The 24,244-nt window shown below is 70.3% G+C and carries 23 protein-coding genes and 1 pseudogene; 12 read left to right on the top strand and 12 right to left on the bottom strand.

All coding sequences use genetic code 11. The features are described from left to right. Positions 1 to 15: 15 nt before the first annotated feature. From G3I19_RS37370 to G3I19_RS09940, 3 genes and pseudogenes are all read left to right on the top strand, one after another. Positions 16 to 219 (top strand): annotated as a pseudogene (locus G3I19_RS37370) (hypothetical protein); the annotation flags it as partial. Between the two features lie 153 nt (positions 220 to 372). Beyond that, positions 373 to 1,479, top strand: coding sequence for an o-succinylbenzoate synthase (gene menC / locus G3I19_RS09945; RefSeq protein WP_343235044.1), 1,107 nt, complete (start codon positions 373 to 375; stop codon positions 1,477 to 1,479). 227 nt (positions 1,480 to 1,706) lie between these two features. Beyond that, on the top strand, positions 1,707 to 3,365 hold the full coding sequence (locus G3I19_RS09940) for a PucR family transcriptional regulator (protein WP_164262233.1): 1,659 nt from the start codon (positions 1,707 to 1,709) through the stop codon (positions 3,363 to 3,365). Here G3I19_RS09940 and G3I19_RS09935 read toward each other — a convergent pair. Then, positions 3,337 to 4,497 (bottom strand): serine hydrolase domain-containing protein, encoded by a 1,161-nt coding sequence (locus tag G3I19_RS09935; RefSeq protein WP_164262231.1) that lies wholly within the window; start codon positions 4,495 to 4,497, stop codon positions 3,337 to 3,339. The genes G3I19_RS09940 and G3I19_RS09935 overlap by 29 nt on opposite strands. 261 nt (positions 4,498 to 4,758) lie before the next feature. Here G3I19_RS09935 and G3I19_RS09930 point away from each other — a divergent pair, with 261 nt between their 5' ends. Then, the gene (locus G3I19_RS09930) at positions 4,759 to 7,119 is read left to right on the top strand and encodes a GH92 family glycosyl hydrolase (RefSeq protein ID WP_164262229.1); all 2,361 of its coding nucleotides are present in this window, start codon (positions 4,759 to 4,761) and stop codon (positions 7,117 to 7,119) included. A gap of 83 nt (positions 7,120 to 7,202) precedes the next feature. Here the strand turns inward: G3I19_RS09930 and G3I19_RS09925 are convergent, their stop codons facing one another. Genes G3I19_RS09925 through G3I19_RS09910 form a run of 4 tightly spaced genes read right to left on the bottom strand, consistent with a single transcriptional unit; the run spans position 7,203 to position 11,120 of the window. Further along, positions 7,203 to 7,913 carry a glycerophosphodiester phosphodiesterase family protein gene (locus tag G3I19_RS09925; protein WP_164262227.1) on the bottom strand — a complete coding sequence of 237 codons (711 nt, stop codon included), beginning with the start codon at positions 7,911 to 7,913 and terminating at the stop codon, positions 7,203 to 7,205. Continuing rightward, entirely contained in the window at positions 7,910 to 9,277 is a 1,368-nt protein-coding gene (locus tag G3I19_RS09920; protein WP_164262225.1) for an ABC transporter substrate-binding protein, read from the bottom strand. Before G3I19_RS09920 ends, G3I19_RS09925 begins: the two co-directional genes overlap by 4 nt. Next, complete coding sequence (locus G3I19_RS38245) at positions 9,274 to 10,164, bottom strand: carbohydrate ABC transporter permease (RefSeq protein ID WP_164262223.1); 891 nt, start codon at positions 10,162 to 10,164, stop codon at positions 9,274 to 9,276. Before G3I19_RS38245 ends, G3I19_RS09920 begins: the two co-directional genes overlap by 4 nt. Then, positions 10,161 to 11,120, bottom strand: coding sequence for a sugar ABC transporter permease (locus G3I19_RS09910; RefSeq protein WP_239074114.1), 960 nt, complete (start codon positions 11,118 to 11,120; stop codon positions 10,161 to 10,163). Before G3I19_RS09910 ends, G3I19_RS38245 begins: the two co-directional genes overlap by 4 nt. Before the next feature lie 380 nt (positions 11,121 to 11,500). Between G3I19_RS09910 and G3I19_RS09905 the strand changes: the two genes are divergently transcribed. Both G3I19_RS09905 and G3I19_RS09900 read left to right on the top strand, forming a co-directional pair. Beyond that, complete coding sequence (locus tag G3I19_RS09905) at positions 11,501 to 13,129, top strand: AMP-binding protein (RefSeq protein WP_239074113.1); 1,629 nt, start codon at positions 11,501 to 11,503, stop codon at positions 13,127 to 13,129. A gap of 293 nt (positions 13,130 to 13,422) precedes the next feature. Beyond that, positions 13,423 to 14,214, top strand: a complete 792-nt coding sequence (locus G3I19_RS09900; RefSeq protein ID WP_164262218.1) for a class I SAM-dependent methyltransferase — start codon at positions 13,423 to 13,425, stop codon at positions 14,212 to 14,214. Between the two features lie 116 nt (positions 14,215 to 14,330). Here G3I19_RS09900 and G3I19_RS09895 read toward each other — a convergent pair whose 3' ends face one another. Next, positions 14,331 to 14,771, bottom strand: a complete 441-nt coding sequence (locus G3I19_RS09895) for a VOC family protein (RefSeq protein WP_164262216.1) — start codon at positions 14,769 to 14,771, stop codon at positions 14,331 to 14,333. Between the two features lie 126 nt (positions 14,772 to 14,897). Between G3I19_RS09895 and G3I19_RS09890 the strand changes: the two genes are divergently transcribed. After that, positions 14,898 to 15,572 (top strand): hypothetical protein, encoded by a 675-nt coding sequence (locus tag G3I19_RS09890; RefSeq protein ID WP_164262214.1) that lies wholly within the window; start codon positions 14,898 to 14,900, stop codon positions 15,570 to 15,572. Positions 15,573 to 15,607: 35 nt separating this feature from the next. On the opposite strand, the gene G3I19_RS09885 is transcribed toward G3I19_RS09890, so the two are convergent. From G3I19_RS09885 to G3I19_RS09870, 4 genes are all read right to left on the bottom strand, one after another. After that, positions 15,608 to 16,057 (bottom strand): VOC family protein, encoded by a 450-nt coding sequence (locus tag G3I19_RS09885; RefSeq protein WP_164262212.1) that lies wholly within the window; start codon positions 16,055 to 16,057, stop codon positions 15,608 to 15,610. A gap of 211 nt (positions 16,058 to 16,268) precedes the next feature. After that, positions 16,269 to 17,087, bottom strand: a complete 819-nt coding sequence (locus G3I19_RS09880; protein WP_164262210.1) for an SAM-dependent methyltransferase — start codon at positions 17,085 to 17,087, stop codon at positions 16,269 to 16,271. An 88-nt stretch (positions 17,088 to 17,175) separates the two neighbouring features. Continuing rightward, positions 17,176 to 17,427: a DUF397 domain-containing protein gene (locus G3I19_RS09875; protein ID WP_164262207.1), complete on the bottom strand. Its 252-nt coding sequence runs from the start codon at positions 17,425 to 17,427 to the stop codon at positions 17,176 to 17,178. Continuing rightward, positions 17,424 to 18,293: a helix-turn-helix transcriptional regulator gene (locus G3I19_RS09870; protein WP_164262205.1), complete on the bottom strand. Its 870-nt coding sequence runs from the start codon at positions 18,291 to 18,293 to the stop codon at positions 17,424 to 17,426. The genes G3I19_RS09875 and G3I19_RS09870 overlap by 4 nt, the downstream gene beginning before the upstream one ends. A gap of 371 nt (positions 18,294 to 18,664) precedes the next feature. On the opposite strand from G3I19_RS09870, the gene G3I19_RS09865 reads away from it, so the two are divergent. The 3 genes from G3I19_RS09865 to G3I19_RS09855 all read left to right on the top strand — a co-directional run bounded on the left by G3I19_RS09865 (position 18,665) and on the right by G3I19_RS09855 (position 21,263). Beyond that, the gene (locus tag G3I19_RS09865) at positions 18,665 to 19,069 is read left to right on the top strand and encodes an ATP-binding protein (protein ID WP_343235043.1); all 405 of its coding nucleotides are present in this window, start codon (positions 18,665 to 18,667) and stop codon (positions 19,067 to 19,069) included. Then, the gene (locus G3I19_RS09860; protein ID WP_239074112.1) at positions 19,069 to 19,572 is read left to right on the top strand and encodes a hypothetical protein; all 504 of its coding nucleotides are present in this window, start codon (positions 19,069 to 19,071) and stop codon (positions 19,570 to 19,572) included. The genes G3I19_RS09865 and G3I19_RS09860 overlap by 1 nt, the downstream gene beginning before the upstream one ends. 122 nt (positions 19,573 to 19,694) lie before the next feature. Next, on the top strand, positions 19,695 to 21,263 hold the full coding sequence (locus tag G3I19_RS09855) for a hypothetical protein (RefSeq protein WP_164262203.1): 1,569 nt from the start codon (positions 19,695 to 19,697) through the stop codon (positions 21,261 to 21,263). Between the two features lie 27 nt (positions 21,264 to 21,290). Here the strand turns inward: G3I19_RS09855 and G3I19_RS09850 are convergent, their stop codons facing one another. Further along, positions 21,291 to 21,770, bottom strand: a complete 480-nt coding sequence (locus G3I19_RS09850) for a MarR family transcriptional regulator (RefSeq protein WP_164262201.1) — start codon at positions 21,768 to 21,770, stop codon at positions 21,291 to 21,293. Positions 21,771 to 21,828: 58 nt separating this feature from the next. Between G3I19_RS09850 and G3I19_RS09845 the strand changes: the two genes are divergently transcribed. After that, a complete protein-coding gene (locus G3I19_RS09845) occupies positions 21,829 to 22,776 on the top strand; it encodes an amidohydrolase family protein (RefSeq protein ID WP_164262199.1) in 948 nt (315 codons plus the stop codon). On the opposite strand, the gene G3I19_RS09840 is transcribed toward G3I19_RS09845, so the two are convergent. Next, a complete protein-coding gene (locus G3I19_RS09840) occupies positions 22,730 to 23,173 on the bottom strand; it encodes a helix-turn-helix domain-containing protein (RefSeq protein WP_239074111.1) in 444 nt (147 codons plus the stop codon). The genes G3I19_RS09845 and G3I19_RS09840 overlap by 47 nt on opposite strands. Before the next feature lie 74 nt (positions 23,174 to 23,247). Here G3I19_RS09840 and G3I19_RS09835 point away from each other — a divergent pair, with 74 nt between their 5' ends. Next, positions 23,248 to 24,180, top strand: coding sequence for an NADP-dependent oxidoreductase (locus G3I19_RS09835; RefSeq protein WP_164262197.1), 933 nt, complete (start codon positions 23,248 to 23,250; stop codon positions 24,178 to 24,180). Positions 24,181 to 24,244 lie beyond the last annotated feature (64 nt).

Below are 24,244 nucleotides of genomic sequence, written 5' to 3'. Positions count from 1 at the left end.
TCACAGACGCAGACGATGGTCCACGAGTTCGACGACGCCGCGTACGCGCTGCGCGGCACCGGCGCCCGCGCGCTGATCGTCCGCGGAGCGGGGGAGCGGGCGTTCTGCTCCGGGTTCGACCTCGCCGAGGTCGGCGACATCCAGGCCATGGGAGTGCGGGAGTTCCTGCGGTTCCAGGAGGCCGCGACCGGCGGGCTGGCGGCGATCCGGCAGCTGCCGTTCCCGGTGATCGCCGCGATCCACGGGCCTGCCGTCGGCGGCGGCCTGGCGCTCCGCCGTACGCGAAGTCCTCGGCGGGCTCATCGCCGACGGGTGGCGGGTGACGGGATTCGACCGCGCCGGCTGGTACCTCCTCACAGACAAGGACACAAGGTGAAGCTCACCGGAGTCGAAGTCCGCCAGGTCCGGCTGCCGCTGGTGGCCCCCTTCCGTACGTCGTTCGGCACCCAGACCGAGCGCACGGCGCTGCTGCTCCGCGCGGTGGGTACCGACGCCGACGGCTGGGGCGAGTGCGTGGCGATGGCCGACCCGCTGTACTCATCGGAGTACACAGCCGCCTGCGCCGATGTGCTGCGCCGGTATCTCGTTCCCGCGCTGGGACGTCACCGGCGGCTGGACGCGGTGGGTGTCGGCCCCGCCCTGGAGCCGTTCAGGGGCCACCGCATGGCGAAGGCCGCGCTGGAGATGGCCGTACTCGACGCCGAACTGCGCACCCGCGGTGTGCCGTTGGCACGCGAACTGGGCGCCGTCCACGACCGGGTGCCGTGCGGGGTGTCCGTGGGCATCATGGACTCGGTGCCGGAGCTGCTCGACGCGGTGGCCGGCTACCTCGAAGAGGGCTATCGACGTATCAAGCTGAAGATCGAGCCCGGCTGGGACATCGATCCGGTCCGCGCGGTACGCGAGCGCTTCGGCGACGGCCTGCTGCTCCAGGTCGACGCCAACACCGCCTACACCCTTGCCGATGCCCGGCACCTGGCCAGGCTCGACCCGTTCGGGCTTCTGCTGATCGAGCAGCCGCTGGACGAGGAGGATCTCCTCGGCCATGCGCAGCTGGCCGGCGCCTTGGCCACACCGGTCTGTCTGGACGAGTCGATCACCTCAGCCCGCACCGCGGCGGCGGCGATCACCCTGGGCGCGTGCAGCATCGTGAACATCAAGCCCGGCCGGGTCGGCGGCTATCTGGAGGCCCGCCGTATCCACGACGTGTGCGCGGCGCACGGTGTACCCGTGTGGTGCGGCGGCATGCTGGAGACCGGCCTGGGGCGCGCCGCGAACATCGCGCTGGCCGCGCTGCCGGGCTTCACACTGCCCGGTGACGTCTCCGGATCCGGCCGCTTCTACCGGGACGACATCACCGAGCCGTTCGTGCCGGCCGACGGCCACCTCCCGGTGCCGGACGGGCCAGGACTCGGTGTCGAGCCGCTCCCGGGCGCCCTGGAGGAGTTCACCGTCGGCACGGAGTGGATCCCCGTGTGACGGGACTTGTACGACGTACCCGGTGTGACGGGACCTGTCTCGCGGGGCCCTGGGGCGGGACCTGCGGGACGATTCCTGTGTGGCGGTGCCTGCGTGGCGGGGCCCCTGTGACGGGAACTGGGCGGCGGGGCTCTTGTGCCGACCGGCGGGAGCACCGCACAATCCCGTCCACACCGGCGAGGAGCGGCCGCAAGCACTGTCTGGGTGGACCGGGGGTACAGGGCACGGTGAACACACAACCGCGGGCCAGCCTCAGGCGGGTCCTGGAAGACCTCGGCACGACGCTGCTCGACCTGGTGTGCGGCGACCCGGACACGGCGGACGAGATCGGCGGTGTCGTCATCCACGACGCGCTGGACGAACCGGTGCTGCCCCGGCAGGCGCTGGTGCTCGGCGTCGGCGTCCACGGGGCGGACGAGACCGTCCGGCTGCTCACCGCCCTCGGCGACGCGGGCGCGGCGGCGCTGGTGGTCCGCGCGCCCGTACCGGCCGACGCTGCGGTCACGGCGGCGGCGCAGCGGTCGGGGGTGGCACTGCTCGCGCTGACCCGCGGCGCCTCCTGGGCCCAGCTCGCCGCGCTGCTGCGCTCGCTGCTCGCGGACGGCGATGTCGGCGAGACGGGCCCGCAGGTGCTGGGCGGCACCCCGTCCGGCGATCTGTTCGCCCTGGCCAACGCGGTGGCCGCGCTCCTCGACGCCCCCGTCACCATCGAGGACCGCAGCTCCCGCGTCCTGGCCTTCTCCGGCCGCCAGGACGAGGCCGACCGCTCCCGGGTGGAGACCGTACTGGGCCGCCAGGTCCCGGAGCGGTTCACCCGCTTCCTCGAGGACCGCGGGATCTTCCGCTCCCTCTACCGCAGCGACCAGCCGGTGCACGTCGACCCGCCCGAGACCGACGGATTCCACATCCCGCGCGCCGCGATCGCCGTACGCGCAGGGGACGAAGTCCTGGGATCCATCTGGGCCGTCGTCCCCACCCCGCTCACCCCGCAGCGCGGCCAGGCGCTGCGCGAAGGGGCCAAGCTGGTCGCCCTGCACATGCTGCGGCTGCGGGCCGGAGCCGATGTCGAGCGCCGGCTCCGCGCCGATCTGGTCTCCACCGCGCTGGAAGGGGGACCGGGCGCCGCCGAGTCGCTGGGCAGACTCGGACTGACCGACTACGCGGGCGTGGTCCTGGCCCTGGCGGTGCCCGACCCGCCCGAGCTGACCGGCTCGACCGATCTGCACGCCCAGCACACGGCCGAACGCCAGCGTCTGGCCGATGCGTTCGCCATGCACCTCTCCGCCATCCACGCCCGCGCCGCCACGGCGCTCATCGGGGACGTGGCCTACGGCATCCTCCCGGTGGCGCTCGACCGGACGGACGCGGAGGAGCGGGCGGCCCGCACCGGCACCGACTTCCTCACCCGCATCGGGGACCGGCTGGCCCCGCTGATCGGCATCGGTCCGATGGCCCGTGACAGCAGCGCACTGGCCCGCTCCCGCGAAGGAGCCGACCGGGCGCTGCGCGTCCTGCGCGCCAACGGAGGCCCGCGCAGGCTCGCCCGTATCTCCGACGTCCATGTCGAGGCGCTCCTGCTGGACCTCGCCGACCTCGCCGCCGAGCGGGGCGACCCACCGACCGGCCCGCTGGCCAGGCTGGTCGACTACGACCAGCAGCACGACTCCCAGCTGGCCGACACCCTCCGCGTCTGGCTCAGCGCCTTCGGAGACGTCCCGGCGGCCGCCGAAGCGATGTACGTCCACCAGAACACCTTCCGGTACCGCCTGCGCCGTGCCACCGAAGTCGCCGGGGCCGACCTCACCGACCCCGACGTCCGCTTCGCACTGATGCTGCAACTGCGCCTGCTGCCCGGGTTCACTCCGGGCAGTACTCCGCGTCGATGACCGCCTCGCTGTTCCCCGCCCAGTCGCCGTTGAAGTTGAAGGCCAGCGAATGGGTGCCGTCCGCCGAGGTCACGGCCTGGGAGGCCGAGCCCTGGATGTTGCCGCCGTGGCCCCAGACCGTGACGCCGCAGGACGGTGAGAACTTCATCAGCCCCAGGCCGTACGCGGTGATCATTCCGTAGCCGCTGACCGGGACGGTGGTCGTCATCTCCTTGAGCTGCTCCGCGGGCAGCAGTCTGCCGCCCAGCAGGGCCGAGTAGAAGCGGTCCAGATCGGCAGAGGTGGAGATCATCGCGCCCGCCGACGCGGCGGCCGACGGGTTGAGCTCGGTGACGTCGTACGTCGGGTCGGACGGCTGCGGTGTCAGGGAGAGCTTGGAGTACGCCCGGGAGCTCGGCACCGGCATCGACGACGCGGTGCGGGGGACGGAAGTGCCGTACAGGCCGAGGGGTTTGATGATGCGCTGCTCGATCTCGTCCTCGTACGAGTGGCCGGTGACCTTCTCGATGATCATTCCGGCGAGGATGTAGTTGGTGTTCGAGTAGCTCCAGCTCGTGCCCGGGTCGAAGAGCGGCTTCTGACGCAGCGCGATCTCCACCAACTGCGCGGGCGTGTAGGTGTCGTAGCGGTGCTCCAGGAACTTCACGGTGAAGCCGTTCTCCAGGAACTCCGGGTCGGTCGTGTAGCTGGGGATCCCGCTGGTGTGGTTCAGCAGCTGCCGCACGGTGACGCGGCGGCCGTCGTTGCCGTTGCCCCGCACCACTCCCGGCAGCAGCGTGTCGACCGTACTGTCGAGGTCGACCCTGCCCTCCGCCTCCAGCTGGAGCATCACCGTCGCGACGAAGGTCTTGGTCATGCTGCCGATCCGGTAGCGGTCGACCGGCGAGCGCGGCGCACCCGTCTTGAGGTTCCCCACGCCCGAGGTGCCCGTCCAGACCGAATTCGCCTCAGTGGCCTGCCCGGTGACCCCGGGGACGCCGTCCTTGACCGCGGTGTCCATGGCCTGCTGGGTCTGTGCATGCCCAGGGCCCGCGACGGCCGACGCGGGCGAGGTGAACGAAGCGGCGGTCAGAGCCGCCGCTGCCACCAGGCCCACCGCGCCGATCCCGATCCGTGCTGTGCGTGCTGTCATCTGCTGCCCCTCCGGGTTCTCGAACTGGTGATGTCCGGAAGGTAGGGGCAGACGCCGGGCCGCCGCTTCGTCGCGGACGACAACGCGGAACGGCACGCTCATCGGGGACGACGAACGGGGGACGAGCGGAGAGGGCAAGGGGTGATTTGCCCCGGACTGGGGCCGGTTCGGGGTTCATCCCCGCGCAAGCGCATTGACGGAGCAGCACTCGGCGGGCAAAGATCACAGAAAGTTGACAACGTTGTCACAGGAAGGATCGCGATGAGAGCATGGAAACGCGCGTTCACCGCCGTGCTGCTCGCCACCACCATGGCCGCGGCATCGGCCACCCCCGGCATCGCGGATGCCAGGGAGCGGGGGCCGCAGTTCGCCGGTGACCCCACCACGCTGGTCGACACATCGATCGGCAACAACGGCGACGGGACCACGTTCCCGGGTGCCACCGTCCCGTTCGGCATGGTGCAGCTGAGCCCGGACACGCAGCTCAACCAGTACGCCTCCTATGACTACAAGCAGGACACGATCCTCGGCTTCAGCCACACGCACCTCTCGGGCGTCGGCTGCCAGACCATGGGCAACTTCCGTTTCATGCCGACCACCGGCGCGGTCACATCGTCCGACCCGGCGCAGTACGGTGCGAAGTTCAGCCACGACAACGAAACCCGCGCACCCGGCTACTACGGGGTGAAGCTCGACAACGGCATCCGGGCCGAGCTCTCCGCCACGCAGCGGACCGGCCAGCACCGCTACACGTACCCCGCCGGATCGGGCCCCGAGAACATCCTCATCGAGACCGGCCAGAGCAACGGCAGCACCTATGCCGGCGACGTCCACGTCGTCGGCAACGACACCGTCGAAGGCTGGCTCCAGGGCGGCAACTTCTGCGGTGAGACCGGCAAGGAGCGCTACCGGATCTACTTCAGCGCCAAGTTCGACCGGAAGTTCGCAAGCTTCGGCACCTGGACCGACGGCACCATCACCCCGAACCGGCGCGACGCGTCGCGCGGTACCGAGCGCGCCGGCGCCTATGCCACCTTCGACCCGGCCAAGGGTCACCAGGTCGGCACATCGGTGGGCCTGTCGTACACGTCCATCGACGGCGCGCGCCTCAACCGCAGGGCCGAGCAGCCGAAGTCGTTCGACAAGGCCCGCAGCGCCGCGCACCACACCTGGCAGGAGGAGCTGAATCGGATGCGGGTGGCCGGCGGCAGCACCGCCGACCGGCGCACGTACTACAGCGCGCTCTACCACTCGCTGCTGCACCCGTCGGTCGGCTCCGATGTGGACAACCGCTACCGCGGCTTCGACGACCGGGTGCACCGCGCGGACTCCACCTACTACCAGATGTTCTCGCTCTGGGACACCTACCGCTCGCAGAACCAGCTGGTGGCCCTGCTGAACCCGGACAAGGCCACCGACATGGCCAAGTCCGTGCTGCACATCTACCAGGACGGTGGCTGGCTGCCGCGCTGGGCGCTCGGCAACAGCGAGACCAACGTGATGAGCGGCGACCCCGTCACGCCCTGGATCGTCGACATCTACAACCGCGGCCTGCTCGACAGACGCACCGCTGACCAGCTCTTCGGCGCGCTGTGGAAGAACGCCAACGAAGTCCCCGCTGACCAGTCGCTCTTCCGCGGCCGGGACGGCAACCCCACGTACGTCAAGAACGGCTGGGTCGGCTACCAGGACCTGCCCGGGTACAAGTACGGCGACAGCCGCCAGTCCGGCTCGGCCACGCTCGAGTACTCGCTCGCCGACTGCGCCCTGTCGACGATGGCCGGCGGTCTCGGCCACAAGGCCCAGGCGGCGACGCTCGCCTCGCGCTGCGACAACTTCACCAAGCTGTGGGACCCCACCGTCACCTCGCAGGGCTTCTCCGGCTTCCCGGTGACGAGGAACGCGGACGGCACCGTCGCGGGTGACCCCGATCCCGCGCAGGCCGGCGCGTTCCACGAGGGCACCGCGTGGCAGTACGAATGGCTCGCGCAGCAGGACCCGCAGACGCTCTTCGGGCTCATGGGCGGCCCTTCGCAGGCCGAGCAGCGGCTCGACAAGTTCTTCGACATGCCGACCGTGCTCACCGACCCGGCGAAGGCCGCTTCGGACTCGTGGGTGACCGGCGCCTACGACTACCACAACAACTTCGCGTTCAACCCCAACAACGAGCCGGACTTCCACGCGCCGTGGATGTACACGTGGACGGGCGCACCGTGGAAGACCTCCGCCGTGCTGCGCGCGATGCGGACGCTTTTCACCGACGACGTGTACGGAATGCCCGGCAACGACGACCTCGGCGCCACCTCGTCGCTGCTGGTCTTCGCGATGGCAGGCATCTTCGAGCCCCAGCCCGGGTCCGCCACCTACGTGATCAGCGCGCCCATGTTCGAGAAGGTCGAGATCCGGCCCGGACACGGACGTACGATCAGCATCGACGCCCGGGGCGCCGACGCGTCGAAGCTCCAGTACGTGTCCTCCGTGGCCACCGGCAAGGGTGCGCTGCACCGGAGCTGGCTGTCGCACAAGGACCTGCTCCGCTCCGGCACGATCAGCGTCGAACTCTCCGACAGGCCCACGCGTTGGGGAGCCGGTTCCGCTCCGCCTGCCATGGCGGCGCACTGACGCCGGGAGCTGACGACGGGCCCCCTGAGCCCCGGCCCTGAACCCGGGTGCGGCCCCTCACGCGAGGGGCCGCACCCAGGGCTTCACCGGTCGCCGGGTGCGGCCAGCCACTCGGCGATCCGGCCCGGGTGGTCCGTGGTCACGGCGTCCGCCCCGATCTCCACCCAGCGGAGCAGCTGGGCGCGGTCCGCGGTGGGCCAGGCGTCCACCTGGATACCGGTCTCGTGGCAGCGGTCCACGAGCTCCCGGGTGAGCTCGGGCTTCAGCTCCGGGCAGACCCAGGTGGCCTTGAGCTCCAGCGCCTCCTTGATCATCTCGTCGCCGGGGTGGTGGGTGATCAGGCCGCGGGGGACGTGCGGCAGCCACCGGGCGGCCTCTTCCACCGCCGCCCTGCTGAAGGAGGTCAGCACCACCGACCCGGGCAGCGGGGTGTGGCGCTCCCGCTCGGCCAGGGCCTGCACGGCTTCCAGTGCCTTGATCTCGATCTGGACGACGTCCCCGCAGACCTCCATCGCCTCGTCGAAGGTGGGAATGCGCTCCCCGTCCCCGGCGTCCAGTGCCTGGAGGTCGGCCAGGGTGAAGTCGGCGACGAGGCCGGTGCCGTCGGTCGTACGGTCCACGGCCTTGTCGTGGACGACGACAAGCCGGCCGTCCGAGGTGAGCCGGATGTCGAGTTCGATGCCGTCGGCGCCGAGAGCGAGAGCCCGCCGGAAGGACCGCAGGGTGTTCTCCGGCTCGTCGGCCCGGGCTCCACGGTGCGCGTACACCACAGGGCGCCTCACGGGGTGGTTCACAAGTGCTCCTCGATCATGGGGCCATAACGGTCAACACCCTTGCGCAGCTGGTCGGCGACCTCCGCGAAGGCGTGCTGTGCGGGGGTGTTCGCGGACCATATGCGCTGCAGCGCGGTGTAGATACGTACATTCGCATTCGGGATCGTCATGCGCACCTGGTCGCAGGCGCGTGTGAGGTCCAGCTGCCGGACGGCCGTCGCGAAGTTCGGCTCGTCCTTCATCAGTGTGGCGAGGACGGGTTCCTTGACCGCCGCCGGCACCACGGGCAGATAGCCGGTCTCGACGGCCCACTGCGCGGCGTTCTCGGGGCGGGCCAGGAAGCGCACGAACCGGGCCGCGGCCTCCTTGCGTTCCCGTGGTACGCGCTTGAATATGCCCAGGCCGCCGCCGCCCGTGTTGACCGCGAACTTCTCCTTCTTCGGCAGGAAGCCGGTGCCCAGCTCCCAGCCGTTCGCCTTCGCCATCTCGTTGATCTTCTTCAGGCCGCCGGTTGAGGTGACGAGCGTGGCGATCAGCTGGTTGCCCATGTCGGCGGTGGGCTCGGTCGCCATGTAGGCGATCCTGTCCTTGAAGATCAGCTTGCGCTGCCACTCGCCCGCCGCCACGGCGCCGCCCTCGTCGAGGGTGACGTCCATGCCCCTGGAGATCGCCCCGCCCCACTGCCAGGCGCTGCACTGGAACTGCCAGTCCCCGTCGACCTTCTGGTACGCCTCCAGGGCCACCCGTTTGCCGCCCACGCTCAGCCGGGAGATGTGGTGCGACCAGTCGTAGAGCTCGTCGTAGCTCTCCGGGGGGCGTACCGGGACGCCGGCCTTCTTGAAGAGGGTCTTGTTGTAGTAGAAGAGCGGCGTGGAGCGGGCCAGCGGCAGCCACCAGGTGTGTCCCTTGCGGACGCCCTCGCTGAGCAGCCGCGGATTGTAGGTCCGCTCCAGCTCGCCCTGGGCGAAGTAGCTGTCCCAGGGTTCCAGGGCGTCACCGAAGTAGAACTTGTACCACTTGACGTCGGACAGCACGCACAGGTCGGGGGCCTGGGCGCCGAGGAGGCTGATGACCGCCTTCTGGGCGCAGTCGTCGTAACTCCCCTGGAACTGCACCTCCACGTAGACGTCCCGCTGCTCGCGGTTGAAGGCGTCGACGAGTTTCTGCAGGGCCGGGCCCACCGGATCCGCGAACGTCGACCAGAGCACCACCCTGGTGCGCCCCCGGAACGCGCCGGGCACCGAACCGCCGGGCTGTGCGACGGTCCCCGTGGTCTGGCCGCAGGCGCTCAGCGCCGCGGCCAGACCGAGTCCCGCTCCTGCCCCGAGCACCTTGCGCCTGCCGAGCACGGGGCCCGCGGATCCCCGCGGCGACGTCCGCGTCATTTTCCGGCTCCCTGGGTCAGCCCGGCGATGATGTAGCGCTGGGCGAAGAAGAACATGACGAGCACCGGCGCGATCACCATGACGGCACCGGCGAGGATCGCCCCCCAGTTGGCGAAGGTCTCGGTGTTCTGGAGGAAGAGCAGCCCGATGGGGAGGGTCCGCATGTCCGCGCTGCTGGTGACGATCAGGGGCCAGATGAAGTCGTTCCACTTGCCGACCATGACGACCAGGGCGACGGTGATCACCATCGGACGCGACATCGGCAGCACCACCCGGAAGAGGATGCGCAGATGCCCGGCCCCGTCGATCCTCGCCGCGTCCGTGATCTCCTGAGGCAGGGTCAGCATGTGCTGGCGCAGCAGGAAGGTGCCGAAGACCGAGCCGAGGCCCGGTGCTATCAGGCCCGCGTAGGAGTTGACCCAGCCGAGCTGGGCGATGGTCAGGAAGTTCGGCAGCAGCGTGACGTGGCCCGGCACCATCATCGCGCCCAGCAGGAACAGGAAGAGGATCTTCTTGCCGGGGAACGGCAGGAAGACGAACGCGTAGGCGCACAGCAGGGCGGCGGTCAGCTCGATCGCGGTGCCGGCGACGGACACGATCAGGGTGTTGAGGAAGAAGCGGCCGAACGGCGCGGCGTTCCAGGCGTCGGCGAAGTTGGACCAGTGCAGCTCCGTGGGGATCCAGTGCGGGGGGTAGCTGTAGATCTGCGGATTGGTCTTCAGCGCCGATGAGAGCAGCCAGTACAGCGGGCCGCCCGCGATGACGGCGACCAGGACGAGCAGCGCGTACAGGCCGAGGCGCCGGGCGCGGCGGCTGCCGGAGCGGCCGTGTGTGGCGACCTGCCGGGTGTCGGGGCGGGCGTCCGGCGGGGAGTCGGTGACTGTCACTGGTAGTGCACCTTTCGCTGGAGGAAGCGCGCCTGGAACCCAGTGATCAGCAGCAGCACGACGAACATGATCATCGCGCCGGCCGAGGCCCGGCCCGCGTCGAAGGTGCGGAAGCCCTGGTCATAGATGAACCAGCTGAGGATCGAAGTCGAGGTCCCCGGACCGCCGTTGGTCATCACGGCGATCACGTCGAACGCCTGGAAGGTGCTGATGGTGCAGGTCACCAGCAGGAAGAAGGTGACGGGCGAGAGCAGCGGCAGGATGATGCGACGCAGCCGTGTCCACGCCCCGGCCCCGTCCAGAGCCGCTGCCTCGAACACGTCCCTGGGCAGGCCCTGCAGGCCGGCGAGGTAGACCACGGCGACGAAGCCGGTGTTCTTCCAGAGGTAGACCAGGACGAGACCGGACAGCGCCCACTTGGAGTCGGTCATCATCGCCGGCGCGGCCAGACCGATGGGGGCCAGCAGGGGGCGTATCAGCCCGTAGTTGGGGTCGAAGACGAACAGCCACAGGGTGCCCACAGCGGCTCCGGAGAGCACGTACGGGGCGAAGGCCAGCGTCCGTACGGCGTCCCGCCCGCGCAACCGCTGGTTGAGCAACAGGGCGGTGCCGAGGCCGAGTACCAGTCCGCCCGCGACGATTCCGACGACGAACAGCACGGTCGTCCACAGGCTGCCGCGGAAGTCGGGATCGGCGAACAGCGACGTGTAGTTGTCCAGACCGATCAGGTGCCAGGACGAGGAGACCATGTCCCAGTCGGTGAGGCTCAGATAGGCGTTGTAGATCACCGGCCAGTAGGCGAAAACCAGCAGGAAGAGGAAGTTGGGGGCAGCGAAAGCGGCGAACAGCAGGTACTCGCGCCGTCTGCGCCACGCGCGGGTCCTGGGCCTTGCCCCGCCGGCAGCCGCCGGGCCAGGTGAGGCGGCTCTGCCGTCCTGTATCAAGTCGGTCGTCAAGACAGCGTTGTCCTTCCGGCGAACCGTACAGCGCGCCCGGCTGGGCGCCGTGTCGGCCCAGGAATACCAACAAAGTGAACGAGAAGAGAACACTCCTGCGTGTTACGAATTGACAGCCAGGGCGCCGGGGGCCCCTCGGCGGAACCTGTGATTTCCGCCCTGATCAGGCGCTTTCCCGGGAGACGGTGGGCCGCTGTCCGTCTCACATCCGGCGTGTGAAGAAGGCCGGCCCGGCCCGACGGCGCCGTGTGGCGGGGCGCCGGTCCCCGGCCCCGTACTCCAGGAGGCGCCCAAGGCGGGGCATGTTACTCAACCGGCTGATGGCCGAAGGACATCCCCCATGAGGCCCCGTCGCCCGAGCGGCGTGTTTGCATATGTTCATGATCGTTAATGAATCGGAAACAAGCGCACAGCGGACGTACATAGATCACATCCTGGAGCGCTGGCAGCAGGACGAGGACGCCGAGGCACTCGTCCAGGGCACGCAGCGGCTCACCCGGGGGGAGGCCAGGCGGCGGCTGTTCCGGCTGGGGCACGCGCTGCGCCGTCAGGGGCTCGCGCCCGGCGACGGAGTGGGGCTTTTTCTGGCCAACCGTGTGGACTCCGTCCTGGTGCAGCTCGCGGTCCACCTCATCGGCTGCCGTGTCGTGTTCCTGCCGCCCGAGCCGGGGCCCGGCGAACTCGCCGCCCTGGTCGAGCAGTCCCGGGCGCGCGCCGTGGTCACCGACCCGGTATTCGCGGAGCGGGCCGCAGCCGCGGCCCGCCACAGCGTCCACGCCCCCGTGCTCCTCAGCCTCGGGCCCTGCGATCAGCAGTGCGCGGATCTGCTGGCGCTGGAGGCCGAGTGCCCGGCGGAACGCCCCGACGGCGTACCGGTACCGGGAGCGGACGAGGCCGTCACCGTCCTCTACACCGGCGGCACCCTGGGCCGTCCCAAGCTCGCCGCGCACAGCCACCGGCTCTATGACGTACTGATGGACCTGGCGGAGGGCGCCCCGGACGACTCCCGGCCGGCGGTCTTCCGCACCGCGGAACCGGGTACGGACCGCGTGCTCGCGGCCACGCTGCTCACCCACGGCAGCGGCCATCTCACCGCGCTTCAGGCCCTTATGACAGGCTCGCCCCTCGTCGTGCTGCCCGAGTTCGAAGCGGGCGCGGCGCTGACCGTGCTGCGCGAGGAGCGGATCACCGCCACCATGTTCGTACCGCCGATGCTGTACGCGCTTCTCGACCACCCGGAGTGCGAGCCGGGGGCCCTCCCCGCACTGCGGCGGATCGTCGTCGGGGGCGCGGCCACCTCGCCCAGCCGGCTGCAGCAGGCGGTCGAGTTCTTCGGGCCCGTACTCAGCCAGGGCTACGGGCAGTCGGAGGCGCTCGGTATCGCCGCGTTCGGTGCGGACGACCTCGCGTCGGCGGCAGCCCGGCGGCCCGAACTCTGGCGCAGCTGCGGCCGCGCGATCTCCGACACCGAGATCGAGATCCGGGGTGAGGACAGCGCGGATGCGCTCCCCGTCAGCCAGGTCGGCGAGGTCTGTGTCCGGGGCAAGAGCGTGATGCTCGGCTACTACGAAGACCCGGAGCGCACCGCCGATGCGCTGCACGACGGCTGGCTGCGCACCGGGGACCTGGGCTACCTCGACGCCGACGGGTACCTCTATCTCGTCGACCGCGCCAAGGACATCATCGTCACCGGGAGCACCAGCGACAACGTCTACTCCCGGGTCCTGGAGGACTTCCTGCTCACCCTGCCCGGCGTGCGCAACGCGGCGGCACTGGGCGTCCCGGACGCGGAGTACGGCGAGGCCGTACAGATCTTCCTGGCCACGGCCGACGGCGCCGACATCGACCCGGACAAGGTCGGCGCCGCGGTGACCGCAGAACTGGGAGACCTGTACACGCCCCGGAAGACGGTCCTGCTCGACCGGCTGCCGACGACCAAGGTCGGCAAGGTGGACAAGAAGGCGCTGCGCGCGGCGTGGACGGGCGAGACGGTGGGCGCCACACCGTAGGCGGCGCGCCGGCCCGCTCAGGAACCACCGAGTGCGTACAGGAGTGCTGGGCGTCCCACACCCGTGCGCAGCGCTTCTACGCCCGGCACGGCCGGCGGCAGGACGGACGGGCGGGCGGACGGTGTACGCCGTCCGGGGCCGAGGCAGCACGCCCGGTGACGGCTGACGCTCGGACTCGTGCGCACCCGGATGCCCGCAAAACCGGTTGAGCCCGCACCCCGCAACGGTGTTGGCTGGCGGCACCGGACTGTCAGTACCGCAGGTGTCCGCCTGGCTGGAGCAGGGAGTTGGCCGTGCAGGACATGGGTGTCGACCCCGTTGCCCACAATCGGGCGGCCTGGGACAAGTGTGTCCAGGAGGGCAACGAGTGGACGAGGCCGGTGAGCGCCGAGGACGTCGAGCGCGCCCGCAGGGGCGACTGGTCGATCGTTCTCATCGGGCGTGAGCCGGTCGACCGCTCCTGGCTGCCGCCGGACCTGACCGGCAAGGACGTGTTGTGCCTGGCCTCCGGCGGCGGCCAGCAGGGCCCGATCCTCGCCGCCGCGGGGGCGAGGGTCACCGTATTCGACAACTCTCCCCGCCAGCTCGGCCAGGACCGGATGGTGGCGGCGCGCGACGGACTCGAACTGCGCACCGTCCTGGGCGACATGCGCGACCTCAGCGCCTTCGGCGACGCAGCATTCGACGTCGTGTTCCATCCGGTCTCCAACCTGTTCGTACCGGACTTGGCAGCGGTGTGGCGTGAGTGCTTCCGCACCCTGCGGCCGGGCGGAACCCTGCTCGCGGGCTTCCTCAACCCTGATGGGTACTTGTTCGACCACGAGGCACTCGACGAGCGCGGTGAGCTGGTCGTCGTACACAAGCTGCCCTACAGCGACGTCACGCAGTACTCCGCCGAGGAACGCGCCGCGAAGTTCGGTGCGGATGCCCCTCTTGAATACAGCCACACCCTCACCGGCCAGATCGGCGGGCAACTCGCCGCCGGGTTCGTCCTCACCGGCTTCGCGGAAGCACCGCACCAATCCGACGCATCCGCTCAGTACATGTCGAACTATTTTGCGACGCTGGCGGTCAAGCCGGGCTGAGCCGGCGGCTCCGGAAGTCAGGCTCTGCGCCGGCCGGCTCAGTGGCCGTCGGTACGGACGGTTGCTCTTCGTTCTTCGTTCCAGCAGTCGGCCGACCGGCGGCCCGGTGACCGGCGTCAGCCGATCTGTTCGGCCAGGGCGACGATGATGCCCGCCGGGCCCCGGAGGTAGCAGAGCCGGTAGAAGCTCTCGTACTGCGCCACCTCGCCGAGGAGTTCGGCCCCGTGGGGCCGCAGGCGGGCGAGGGTGGCGTCGATGTCGTCGACGGCGAACATGACGCGGTGCAGGCCCAGTGTGTTGGGCGGCGGGTTCGCCGGCTCGGCGGCGGACGCGGCCGGGGTGTGGTATTTGGACAGCTCAAGCTTGCTGTGGCCGTCCGGGGTCCGCATCATGGCGATGTCGCTCCGGATGCCGTCGAGCCCGACGGTTTGGTCCGCCCAGACGCCTTCGACCTGTCCTCTGCCTTCCAGCTCCATGCCGAGGTCGGTGAAGAACGCGACCGCCGCTTCCAGGTCGTCAACGACGATGCCGACATTGTCCATTCGCTGAATAGTCATGCCACCGAGCATATGGACCGCGGTGAGCCACCTCCGGTTTGCCGGAGGCGACGCGCCGCGCCGGGTGGTGGCCCACAGATGTCGCGGCGGACGCAACGGACTCTGCCGGAGATCGTTGATCACCGTATGAGAAAAACCACCGCAGCGCGGCAGTTGCGCGTTCTGATCACCGTCTCCGCCCTGACGCTCGGCGTCGCGGGCGCGGGAGGCACACCGGCGAGCGCGGCAGCTCGTGGTTGCCCGGCGGGGGAGGTCTTCGCCACGAACAACACCGCGGTCATCACGGATCCGGCCGACCCCCGTCTCAAGACCCGCCTGACGCGTTTTGATCACGAGGTGCGCGGGATCATCCATGCCAACGGCGCGCGGCCCGGCGCATCGGAGCTGCTCGACGGGATCTTCTGGTCCGGCGACCTCAAGCAGGCCACCTACGAGCGCTCCCGTGAGTTCGACATCAACAGGGCCGGCCGGGACGGGCTGCACCACATCGCGGGCGTCATCGCCAAGCAGTACCACCAGGAGTCGGTGCTGACCTTCCGCTGCCTGCCGCGTACCTCGCCGGAGACCGACGCGGCCGAAATCCAGGCTTCCGGTGTCAGTGCCACCCGGCTGCATGACGCGCTGGTCGCGGACCCCGAGGCCCGCGACAAGCTGGGGGGCGGTTCAGTCACCCTCGGCGGACGGCTCGTCCTCGTCGTCCCGCGGGCGGATCTGTCGCTGGCCGAGAAGTTCACGAAGAACCTCGGTGTCGACTGGAACACGGTCGAAGTGCGTTACGGGGAAAGGGAGTTCGTGAGCTGAGCCGCAGCTGAACGGTACGAGGCGCGACCGGGCGCTCAGGCCGACTCCTCGTCGTGCGGTTCGTCGTGCGGTTCGTCGTGCAGTACGGGAGCGTAGGAGATGCCGACGATCAAGCCGTCGTCCGTGAGGACCCGGGTCACTGTCTGTCCCCACGGCTCCGTACGGGCTGGATGCAGCGATGTGAAGCCCGCGCGCTCAAGCTCGTCACCCGCCGCTGCGACAGCGTCCGCGTCCTCGACCTCGAACTCGATCGACGCCTGGGGGACCACCCGGCCGGCGGGCCACGTCGGCGTGCCGAAGCACGCCTCGGCCGCCTGCGAAAGCGGCCACACACCGAAGTGCTTGCTGCCCGGGATGTTCCCGCTGGAGTAGTAGCCGTCGCCCTCACCCTCCAGCGGGAGGCCGAGGGCCTCGACGAAGAGTCTGCGGCTCTGCGGCGGATCCGCGACCACGACCGCCGTACTCGTGATGAAGAGAATGTTCATGCGCCGGAGCCTATGGGCCGTGTCCGGCAGGAGGCGGGAACGCCGGCAGCGTGGACGTGTCCTGGCCGGGAGCAGGCTCCTGAGGGGACGCCCGGCGGCGAGGCAGCCCCTGGCCTCACCGCCAGGGGCTGCCGGTGCTCGGCCTCGGAGCCCGGTCAGCATCCAGCCGGGGCCCCAGCCGGCTGGCCGGCCGAGAGTCCGGCCGTTCCGGCTAGCGTTTGATGCCCACGCCCGCCAGCAGGCTGATCTGGGCGTCCGCGATCTCCGGCTCGCCCGCGGCCGGTTCGGCGGCCCGCCAGCGGTGGCAGCAGCAGATGCCGGGGGCGATCAGGTCGAGCCCGTCGAAGAAGCGGCCGACGTCGCTGTGCGAACGGAACTTCACCGGCGTCCCGGAGTTGGTGTAGACCTCCGCGACATGGTTCCAGGTGTCGGGGTCGAAGTCCGGCGTGCAGTGGTTCATGGCGAGCGCGCTGCCCGCCGGGAGCGGGTCCAGCAGCCGGCGGACGATGCTGTACGGGTCGTGCGGGTCGGTGATGAAGTGCATCAGAGCGTTGAGGGAGAGGGCGATGGGCTGGTCGAAGTCCAGGACGCCCGAGTCCTCCACGGCGCTCATCAGCGCGTCGGGGTCGGTGGCGTCGGCCTCGACGTAGGCCGTGCGGCCCTGTGTCGTACTGCGCATCAGGCGTTCGGCGTACTTGAGGACGAGCGGGTCGTTGTCGGCGTACACGACGCGGGCCTCGGGCACCACGGACTGGGCGATCTGGTGCAGGTTGGGCTCGGTGGGGATGCCCGTGCCGATGTCGAGCCACTGGCGGATGCCGTGCTCCTGCGCCAGCACCTTGGTGGCCCGCTGCATGAACGCCCGGTTCTCGCGGGCGGTCACGTAGAGACCGGGGTGGGCCTCGGCCGCGACCAGGGCCGCTTCCTTGTCGACTTCGAAGTGGTCCTTGCCACCGAGGAAGTAGTCGTACATCCGGGCCGAGTGCGCCCTGCTCGTGTCGAGATCCCGGCCGGCCTGCCTGGTGGTCATGTTCTCCCCTTCATCTGTCTGTCTGTCGGCCCGGAAGCCAGGTACGGGACCGGTGTCGGTGTCCTTGTCCCTCTTGCCCGCCGTCGGTTCACCCGGCGGCCAGGTGATCGGCCAGACCCTCCTTGACCCCGCGGACGAAGGCGCCGATCTCCTCCGGCGTGTAGATCAGCGCCGGCCCGGCCGGGTCGGTCGACTGCCGGACGGCCACACGGCCGTCCGTGAGTTGCTTCGTCTCGACGCACTGGCCGCCGTTCGGCCCGCTCCACGGGCGTTCCCAGCCCTGTTCGCCGAGCTCGCGCGCCGGCATGCCGTTGTAGATGCTCCCGTCGGTGACCGTCATGAGTACTCCTTGCGCATGCGGTTCAAGAGCGCCTTGCTGTCATCGGACGACGTCTGCAGCGACATACGGGAGTGTGCCTCGAGATGGGAGACGACATCCGCGCGCTGGTCGAGATAGACGGCGGCGGACAGGAGTTCGCTGTAGACGATGTCCGGCAGCTCGGGTTCCTCGAAGCGGAAATACGTGAAAGGTGCGCACGCTCCGATGTGCGCACCCGCCGTGAAGGGCACGATGTCCAGGCTGACGTGCGGGAGTTCGGTGATGTCCAGGAGCCGCTCCAGCTGCTCCCGCATCACCTCGGGGCTGCCCACCGTCCGGTGCAGGACGGCTTCCTCCATGACCACCCACAGCGTGGGAGCGTCCTCCCGCTCCAGCAGGCTCTGGCGGCGCAGCCGCAGCTCCACGCGGCGTGTGAGCTCTTCCTCGCTGCCGTTCGGCAGCCCGCCGCGCAGCACGGCGTGCGCGTAGTCGGGGGTCTGCAGAAGGCCGGTGACGTACTGGGGTTCGTACGTACGGAGGGTCTTGGCGCCGGCTTCCAGGCTGACGTAGGCGGTGAACCAGCTGGGGACCGCATCGCGATAGGAGTGCCACCAGCCGGGCTTGTTGGCCTGCTCGGCCAGGTCGACGAACTCGTCGATCTCCTGGCGGTCCGCGCCGAAGGTCTCCAGGAGCTTCTCCACGTAGAGAGGCTTCAGCGCGACCTCGGCCTTCTCCAGCCGGCGGATCGTCAGGGTCTTCACGCGCAGCGCCTTTGCCGCGTCCTCCAGCGAGGCACCGGCGCCGATCCGCATTTCCTGCAGCCGGCGGCCGAGGATCATGCGCAGGACCGTCGGCGCGCTGGTGCTGCCGGAACGGGCTTCGCTCACGCCCAACCTCCTGAGGGTCTGTCAACGCTCCCATTCTGACACCCACTTGATGTGGAAGCCATACTGATAGCCGTGCTGCTGAAATTATCAGGGAGTCGGTTGCAGGGTGAGTCCGATCACGCGCATAGTGGCTGTGTGAGCGGTCAAGTCACAGTTCTGGCGCAGGATTCGGCCCGGAGGGGGAGCGTGATGCCGATGGTGTCGTCGGTGCCCAGCCGCCGGGTGTTTGCCTCGGCACGCGCCTCTCACTGCTCGAGTTGCAACCCGCATCCCCTCACCGCGCCCGTCCCCCCGGCAGGCGCTGGAAGGCGACATCCGTGACTCTCTCCACGCCCTCAGCCCCGGCCACGGCCCTCCCGTTAGCCCGGACGGTGCCGCGCCGGGAGTACTGGTTCGGTCTGCCCGCCCTCTGTACCAGCGCCAGATCAGCCCGCGACACCGTGCGTGACCGGCTCCGTGCGTGGGAGCTGCCGGGGGACACCTGCTGCGACGCGGTGCTGCTGGTCTCCGAGCTGATCACGAACGCCGTACTCCACACCGGCAGCGGTCGTGTCCTGTGCGGCCTCACGCTGACGGGCGACGAGCGGCGCCTGCGTATCGAGCTCCACGACGAGTGCAGCGCTCCGGTCGGCCCGCCCGAGCATCGCGCGGGCCCGGGCGAGGAGAACGGGCGGGGGCTGCTCCTCGTCCAGCAGATCGCGGACAGCTGGGGCTGCGCACGCTCGACGCGGGCCGAAGGCAAGGTCGTCTGGGCAGAGCTGACGGCAGCCTGCTGATGTCCTGGGCACTGGACGACACCGATCACGACGGCTTCGCCGGCAGCGACCGCAGGGGCTCGCTGCGTCCCCTTCGCGCGGCGATGAACCCCTCCTCCCCGCTCTCTCTCCAGAAGGCGCCCATGACCCCCCACGGTGAAACGGCTTCTCCCGTCGTGCTGTACGTATGCGCCGACCGGGCCCGCGGTGCGCGCGGGGAAGCCACCCAGCGCGCGCAGACAGAAGGCCAGACGTTCGCCCGGGAGCACGGACTGACGATCGCCGAGGTCGTCACCGACATCTACGGTGAGCCCGACCCGGCCCGGCGAGGCGGCTGGCGGCGGGTGAGACAGCTGGCGCAGACGGGCCATGTCACGGCGGTACTCGTCCGCTGGCCCAGCGCCATCGCCCCGGAGTCCGCGCGTGAACTCCGCCATCGCGAGGCCGCCTGGCTCCGCGACCAGGGCGTCCGCGTCCGCTACACCTGGGCGCCCCTGTCGGCGAGGGGCGTCGAGGCCAGGTGATCCCGCCCGGCGGTGCCGAGCGTTCCCCGGGCACCCGGTAGTACCGTCGCCCGGGCGGAACCGTTGTTGTTCCGTCACCCCAGGGTGTCCTGGGCGTGCGCGTGGACTGTTCGACTGGAACGATGGCCGCCGCAGAAGCTGTTGTTCCGCACTTTCGCGCCCTTGCGTCCCGTCCGAGGGGCTCCCGGCTCGTCCTCGCGCTGCTCGCCGGCGTCCTGGCGCTGCTCGGCTCGGGCGTACTCCCGCCGACCGCCGCCCTCGCCGATGAAGGCTCCGACGCGCCAGGGCTCACGGCGCCCGCGTCGTTCCGTGTCGCCCCCTACGGCGGGAAGCCGCGCCCCGACCGCGAGAAGCACATCCTCATCAGTTACGACAGAGGAGTGCCGCGCGGTGAGGAGAACGGGTCGACGCTCACCATGGACGTCACGGACTCCTCCGACGTGCTGCGACTCAAGGAGTACGGCAACGGCTGCTCCGGGACGGACCTGAGGGTCGTCTGCCATGTCGGCGAGGCGTACGACAGCTGGACCGACTGGGCCGGTGCACTGCCGCGCGCGGCGCCCGCGAGCAAGCCGGGGGACACGGGCGAACTGCACGTCAGCTTCCGTGACGCGAGGGGAGACGTGAGCCGGGTGACCACCCGCGTCGAGGTCGGTGGCCCCGTCCTGGCCCTGCGCGAGCAGGACACCCTCCGTGTGGCCTCGGGCAAGGAGCACGCTGTCGCGCTCGGCGTCCGCAACACCGGGGAGCTGCCCGCGGACGGTTTCACCGTCACCGCGACGGTCGACGAGGGCCTGGCCCCGGTCCGTCGCTCGCGGTCGTGCGACTACCTGTCCCACGGTGGCGCGACGATCGTGCTGTGCCGCTTCCCCGGAGTACGCCTGGAACCCGGAGATGAGGCACACGTCGACGACTGGCTCGTCCTCGGAGCCTCGCGCAGCCTGATGTACTCCTCCTTCCGGGCCACCGTCGCGCTCCTGGGCAGCGGCGCCGACAACGGCGGCCTCGACGGTTCCTCCCGCTCCACGGCGGAGCCCACTCCGTCGGGCACCTCGCGCAGGGGCACCGGCGCCACACTCGTCCCGCGGGTGGGTGGGGCGCGCGGCGGGAGCGGGAAGTACAGCGAGGCGAAGGACGTCTGGACGAAGGTGCGCATCGCCAACCACCCTGACTACGCGCTCCTTTCGGAGCTCTCCGCTGCGGATGGTGGCGGCCGCCGGCTGACGGTGGGACTGCGCAACGACGGCGCGGGCGATCCACACGGGGCGAACGGCGGTGGGGGCGCCACACTCGTCCTCACGCTGCCGGAGGGCACCGACGTACGCAAGGAGCCGATGGAGGAGATCGACGAGGACGAGTTCGAGCCGGTCTGCCGGCACCACGAGTCCACCTACACCTGCCCGCTGAACGCGGCAGCGCCCGGCGGTTCGTCCACCCTCGACTTCGAGGTGCGCAAGGGCAAGGGCGGGGCCGCGGGGAGCGGACTGGCGAAGGCCGCGCTCAGGATCGGTGACACGGAGGCGGACCACGCCGATCCGGACGCCGCGAACAACACGGGCACCTTCGACCCGTTCGGGCCGGTGTCCGACGAGGCCGGCTCCGGCCCGGGAACGGTCCTCGTGGTCGGCTGTGTGCTCGGCGGGTGCGTGGTCCTCGCGGGGTCGGCGGTGCTGTGGCGGCGGAAGCGGTAGCCACACCGCACTCGGCGGCCACCCGCCTCAAGCGTCGAGAGCGTTGATGGCCGCGGCCAGGCGGTGCAGCTGGCGGGTGAGCTGGGCCCGTTCGGCCGGCGGGAAGCCGGCGAGGGTGCGGGCCTGGCGTTCGCGGAGACTCGCGCGGACGGCGGTGAGCTGGCGGGCGCCCTCCTCGGTCAGGCTGACCAGTACGCGGCGTTCGTCGGTGGGGGAGCGGCGGCGGATCACGCTGCCCCTGCTCTCCAGCTGCTGCAGCATCCGGGTCGCTGTGGGGACGCTGACATCGGCCGCGGCGGCGAGTTGCCCGACGGGCAGTTCGTCCGACGCGGCCAGCGGGTCGATGAGGGCCAGCTGGGCGAGGGTCAGGTCCGGGCCCGCCTGGCCCGCCACCGAGCGGGCGCGGCGCATCGCGTAGAAGAGCACGTCCGCCGCGTGCGCCAGCTCTTCCACTCCGGCGTCCGGCGCGGCGCTCGCGTTCAGGGCTCCGTTGCTTCCTCTGTCCATGACTGTTAGCTTACTGAAGGAATTGATTAGCTTGCTAGCTTTTAGGAGGGCAGAGGAAGTGAGCTTCCCCGCACGCATAGACGTCCACCAGCACATCGTTCCGCCCGTCTGGGCCACCGCCCTGGAATCCCGCGGGATGGACTCGGGTGGCTGGGCGATCCCGGCCTGGAGCGCGGCCGACGCGATCGCGATGATGGACCAGCAGGGCATCGCCACCGGCATCCTGTCCGTCACTGCGCCCGGTGTCCGCCTCGACGGCGACCCGGCCGCCGCCCGCACCCTGGCCCGCGCCGTCAACGAGTACGGCGCCGAAATGGTCAAGGACCACCCGGCCCGGATCGGCTCCTTCGCCTCCATTCCCCTGCCGGACGTGGACGGAGCCCTGGCCGAGACCGCTTACGCACTGGACACCCTGGGTGCCGACGGTGTGGTTCTCATGTCCAACGCCGGGGGCCGCTACCTCGGCGACCCGGACTTCGATGCGCTCTGGGCCGAGCTGGACCGGCGGCAGGCGACCGTGTTCATCCACCCGGCGCAGCCCCCGATGGCACTGCTCCCCGGAACCCCGGCCCCGCTGGCCGACTACATCTTCGACACCACCCGCACCGCGGTGAACATGGTCCTCAACGGCGTCATGAGCCGGCACCCGGACGTCAAGGTGATCCTGTCGCACGGCGGCGGCTTCCTGCCCTACGCCGCCTACCGGTTCTCCGGCCTGACCTCGACCGTGGTCGACACCAGCCGGACGGCCGAGGACGTGCTCCACGACCTCAAGCGCTTCTACTTCGACACCGCGCTGGCCGCCAGCCCCAGCGCCCTGCCCTCGCTGCTCGCCTTCGCCGAGCCGGGCCACGTCCTGTACGGCAGCGACTGGCCCTTCGCCCCGCAGGACGCGGGCAGTTACTACAACCACTTCCTGGAGACCTACCCAGGCTTCACCCCCGGCCAGGCCGAGGCGATCAACCGCGGCAGCGCCGAAGCCCTCTTCCCCCGCCTCGTACGCTGACGCTGACGGCCACCGCACCGGGGGGCGTCAGCCGCGATCGGGGACCGGCGTCGAGCGCTTCGAGCACCGCGTCGCCGTTGGCCCTCGCCCACTCGGTCAGCATGTGGATCGGATCGATCAGCGTCGCCCCGAGCGGTGTCAGCTCGTACTCGACGCGGGGCGGCGCCTCGGCGTAGGCGTGGCGGCGGACCAGCCCGTGTGCCTCGAGCCGCCGGAGCGTCTGGGTGAGCACCTTGCGGGAGATGCCGCCGATCAGTCCGATCAGTTCGCCATGGCGTACCGGGCCCCTGCTGAGGGCGTAGAGCACGACCGCCGTCCACTTGTCGGCGATGAGCTCGACCGCCAGACGTGCCGGACAGTCGGCGAGGAAGGGGCCACCGGGACCGAAACCGCTCATGGCGCCAAGGTACCTGCTGGTTCCTTTCGGAAACCTAGCCTGGGTTCCAACCCCCTTCCCGAGCCAGGAGAGTCATGCGAGTCATCACCCAGCAGACGCTCGGCGGTCCCGAGGTGCTCACCATCGTGGACGCGCCCGAGCCCCAGCCCCTTCCGACCGAGGTACTCGTCCGTGTCAAGGCGATCGGGCTGAATCCGGTGGAGGCGCTCCTGCGCGCCGGCGAGTTCCCTCCGATGATGGGCCGGCCGCCGTTCGTCCTCGGCTGGGACATCAGCGGCGTGGTCGCCGAGGGGTCGCTGACGTATCGGTTCAGGCCCGGCGACGAGGTGTTCGGGATGCCGCTGTTCCCGCGGGCGGCGAGCGCGTACGCCGAGGTCGTCGCGGCGCCGGCGCTGCACCTGGTACGCAAGCCTGCGTCGCTCTCGCATGTCGAGGCGGCGGCGCTGCCGGTCGTCGGGCTGACGGCGTGGCAGGGTCTCGTCGACCTCGGCGGCGTGAGTGAGGGCGACCGGGTCCTGGTCCACGGCGGTGGCGGTGGGGTCGGCCATGTCGCGGTCCAGATCGCGAAAGCGCTCGGCGCGCATGTGATCGCGACCGCCGGCGGGAGCAAGCGGACGTTCGTCGAGGAGTGCGGCGCCGACGAGGTGATCGACTACACGGCGGTCGACTTCACCGATGTGGTTCGTGACGTCGACGTCGTGCTCGACACGATCGGCGGCGACACCGTCGAGAGGTCGCTCGAAGTGCTCCGCCCCGGTGGTCACTTGGTGACGGCGGTCGCCGAGGGGGACGCGGAGCTCGCCGCCCGGTTCGCGGCGGCCGGTATGCGCTTCAGCGGTATCGCGGTCGACCCCGATCCGGTCGCCCTGCGAGGTCTCGTCGGCCTTGTCGAACAGGGCAGGCTCCGGGTCCACGTACAGGAGACGTTCCCCTTCGAGCGCGTCGCCGACGCGCACCGGCTGCTCGACCGCGGCCACCTCCGGGGCAAGCTCGTCCTCACCGTCTGATCCGGTGGTGGGGGCTTCGCAGGAGCGAGACCCGCACCGGTGAACGGGCGGCGGCCCTCCGCCG

This window comes from Streptomyces sp. SID10853, assembly GCF_010548145.1.
Lineage (GTDB): Bacteria > Actinomycetota > Actinomycetes > Streptomycetales > Streptomycetaceae > Streptomyces.
This window is presented reverse-complemented; position numbering and strand designations above follow the sequence as displayed.

Coding starts and splice junctions, on each gene's coding strand:
- G3I19_RS09935 (WP_164262231.1), bottom strand. CDS start 4,497: ATGACAGCACGCACAGCACGGATCGGGATCGGCGCGGTGGGCCTGGTG.
- G3I19_RS09930 (WP_164262229.1), top strand. CDS start 4,759: ATGAGAGCATGGAAACGCGCGTTCACCGCCGTGCTGCTCGCCACCACC.
- G3I19_RS09920 (WP_164262225.1), bottom strand. CDS start 9,277: ATGACGCGGACGTCGCCGCGGGGATCCGCGGGCCCCGTGCTCGGCAGG.
- G3I19_RS09905 (WP_239074113.1), top strand. CDS start 11,501: ATGATCGTTAATGAATCGGAAACAAGCGCACAGCGGACGTACATAGAT.
- G3I19_RS09895 (WP_164262216.1), bottom strand. CDS start 14,771: ATGACTATTCAGCGAATGGACAATGTCGGCATCGTCGTTGACGACCTG.
- G3I19_RS09890 (WP_164262214.1), top strand. CDS start 14,898: ATGAGAAAAACCACCGCAGCGCGGCAGTTGCGCGTTCTGATCACCGTC.
- G3I19_RS09885 (WP_164262212.1), bottom strand. CDS start 16,057: ATGAACATTCTCTTCATCACGAGTACGGCGGTCGTGGTCGCGGATCCG.
- G3I19_RS09880 (WP_164262210.1), bottom strand. CDS start 17,087: ATGACCACCAGGCAGGCCGGCCGGGATCTCGACACGAGCAGGGCGCAC.
- G3I19_RS09875 (WP_164262207.1), bottom strand. CDS start 17,427: ATGACGGTCACCGACGGGAGCATCTACAACGGCATGCCGGCGCGCGAG.
- G3I19_RS09860 (WP_239074112.1), top strand. CDS start 19,069: ATGTCCTGGGCACTGGACGACACCGATCACGACGGCTTCGCCGGCAGC.
- G3I19_RS09855 (WP_164262203.1), top strand. CDS start 19,695: ATGGCCGCCGCAGAAGCTGTTGTTCCGCACTTTCGCGCCCTTGCGTCC.
- G3I19_RS09850 (WP_164262201.1), bottom strand. CDS start 21,770: ATGGACAGAGGAAGCAACGGAGCCCTGAACGCGAGCGCCGCGCCGGAC.
- G3I19_RS09840 (WP_239074111.1), bottom strand. CDS start 23,173: ATGAGCGGTTTCGGTCCCGGTGGCCCCTTCCTCGCCGACTGTCCGGCA.
- G3I19_RS09835 (WP_164262197.1), top strand. CDS start 23,248: ATGCGAGTCATCACCCAGCAGACGCTCGGCGGTCCCGAGGTGCTCACC.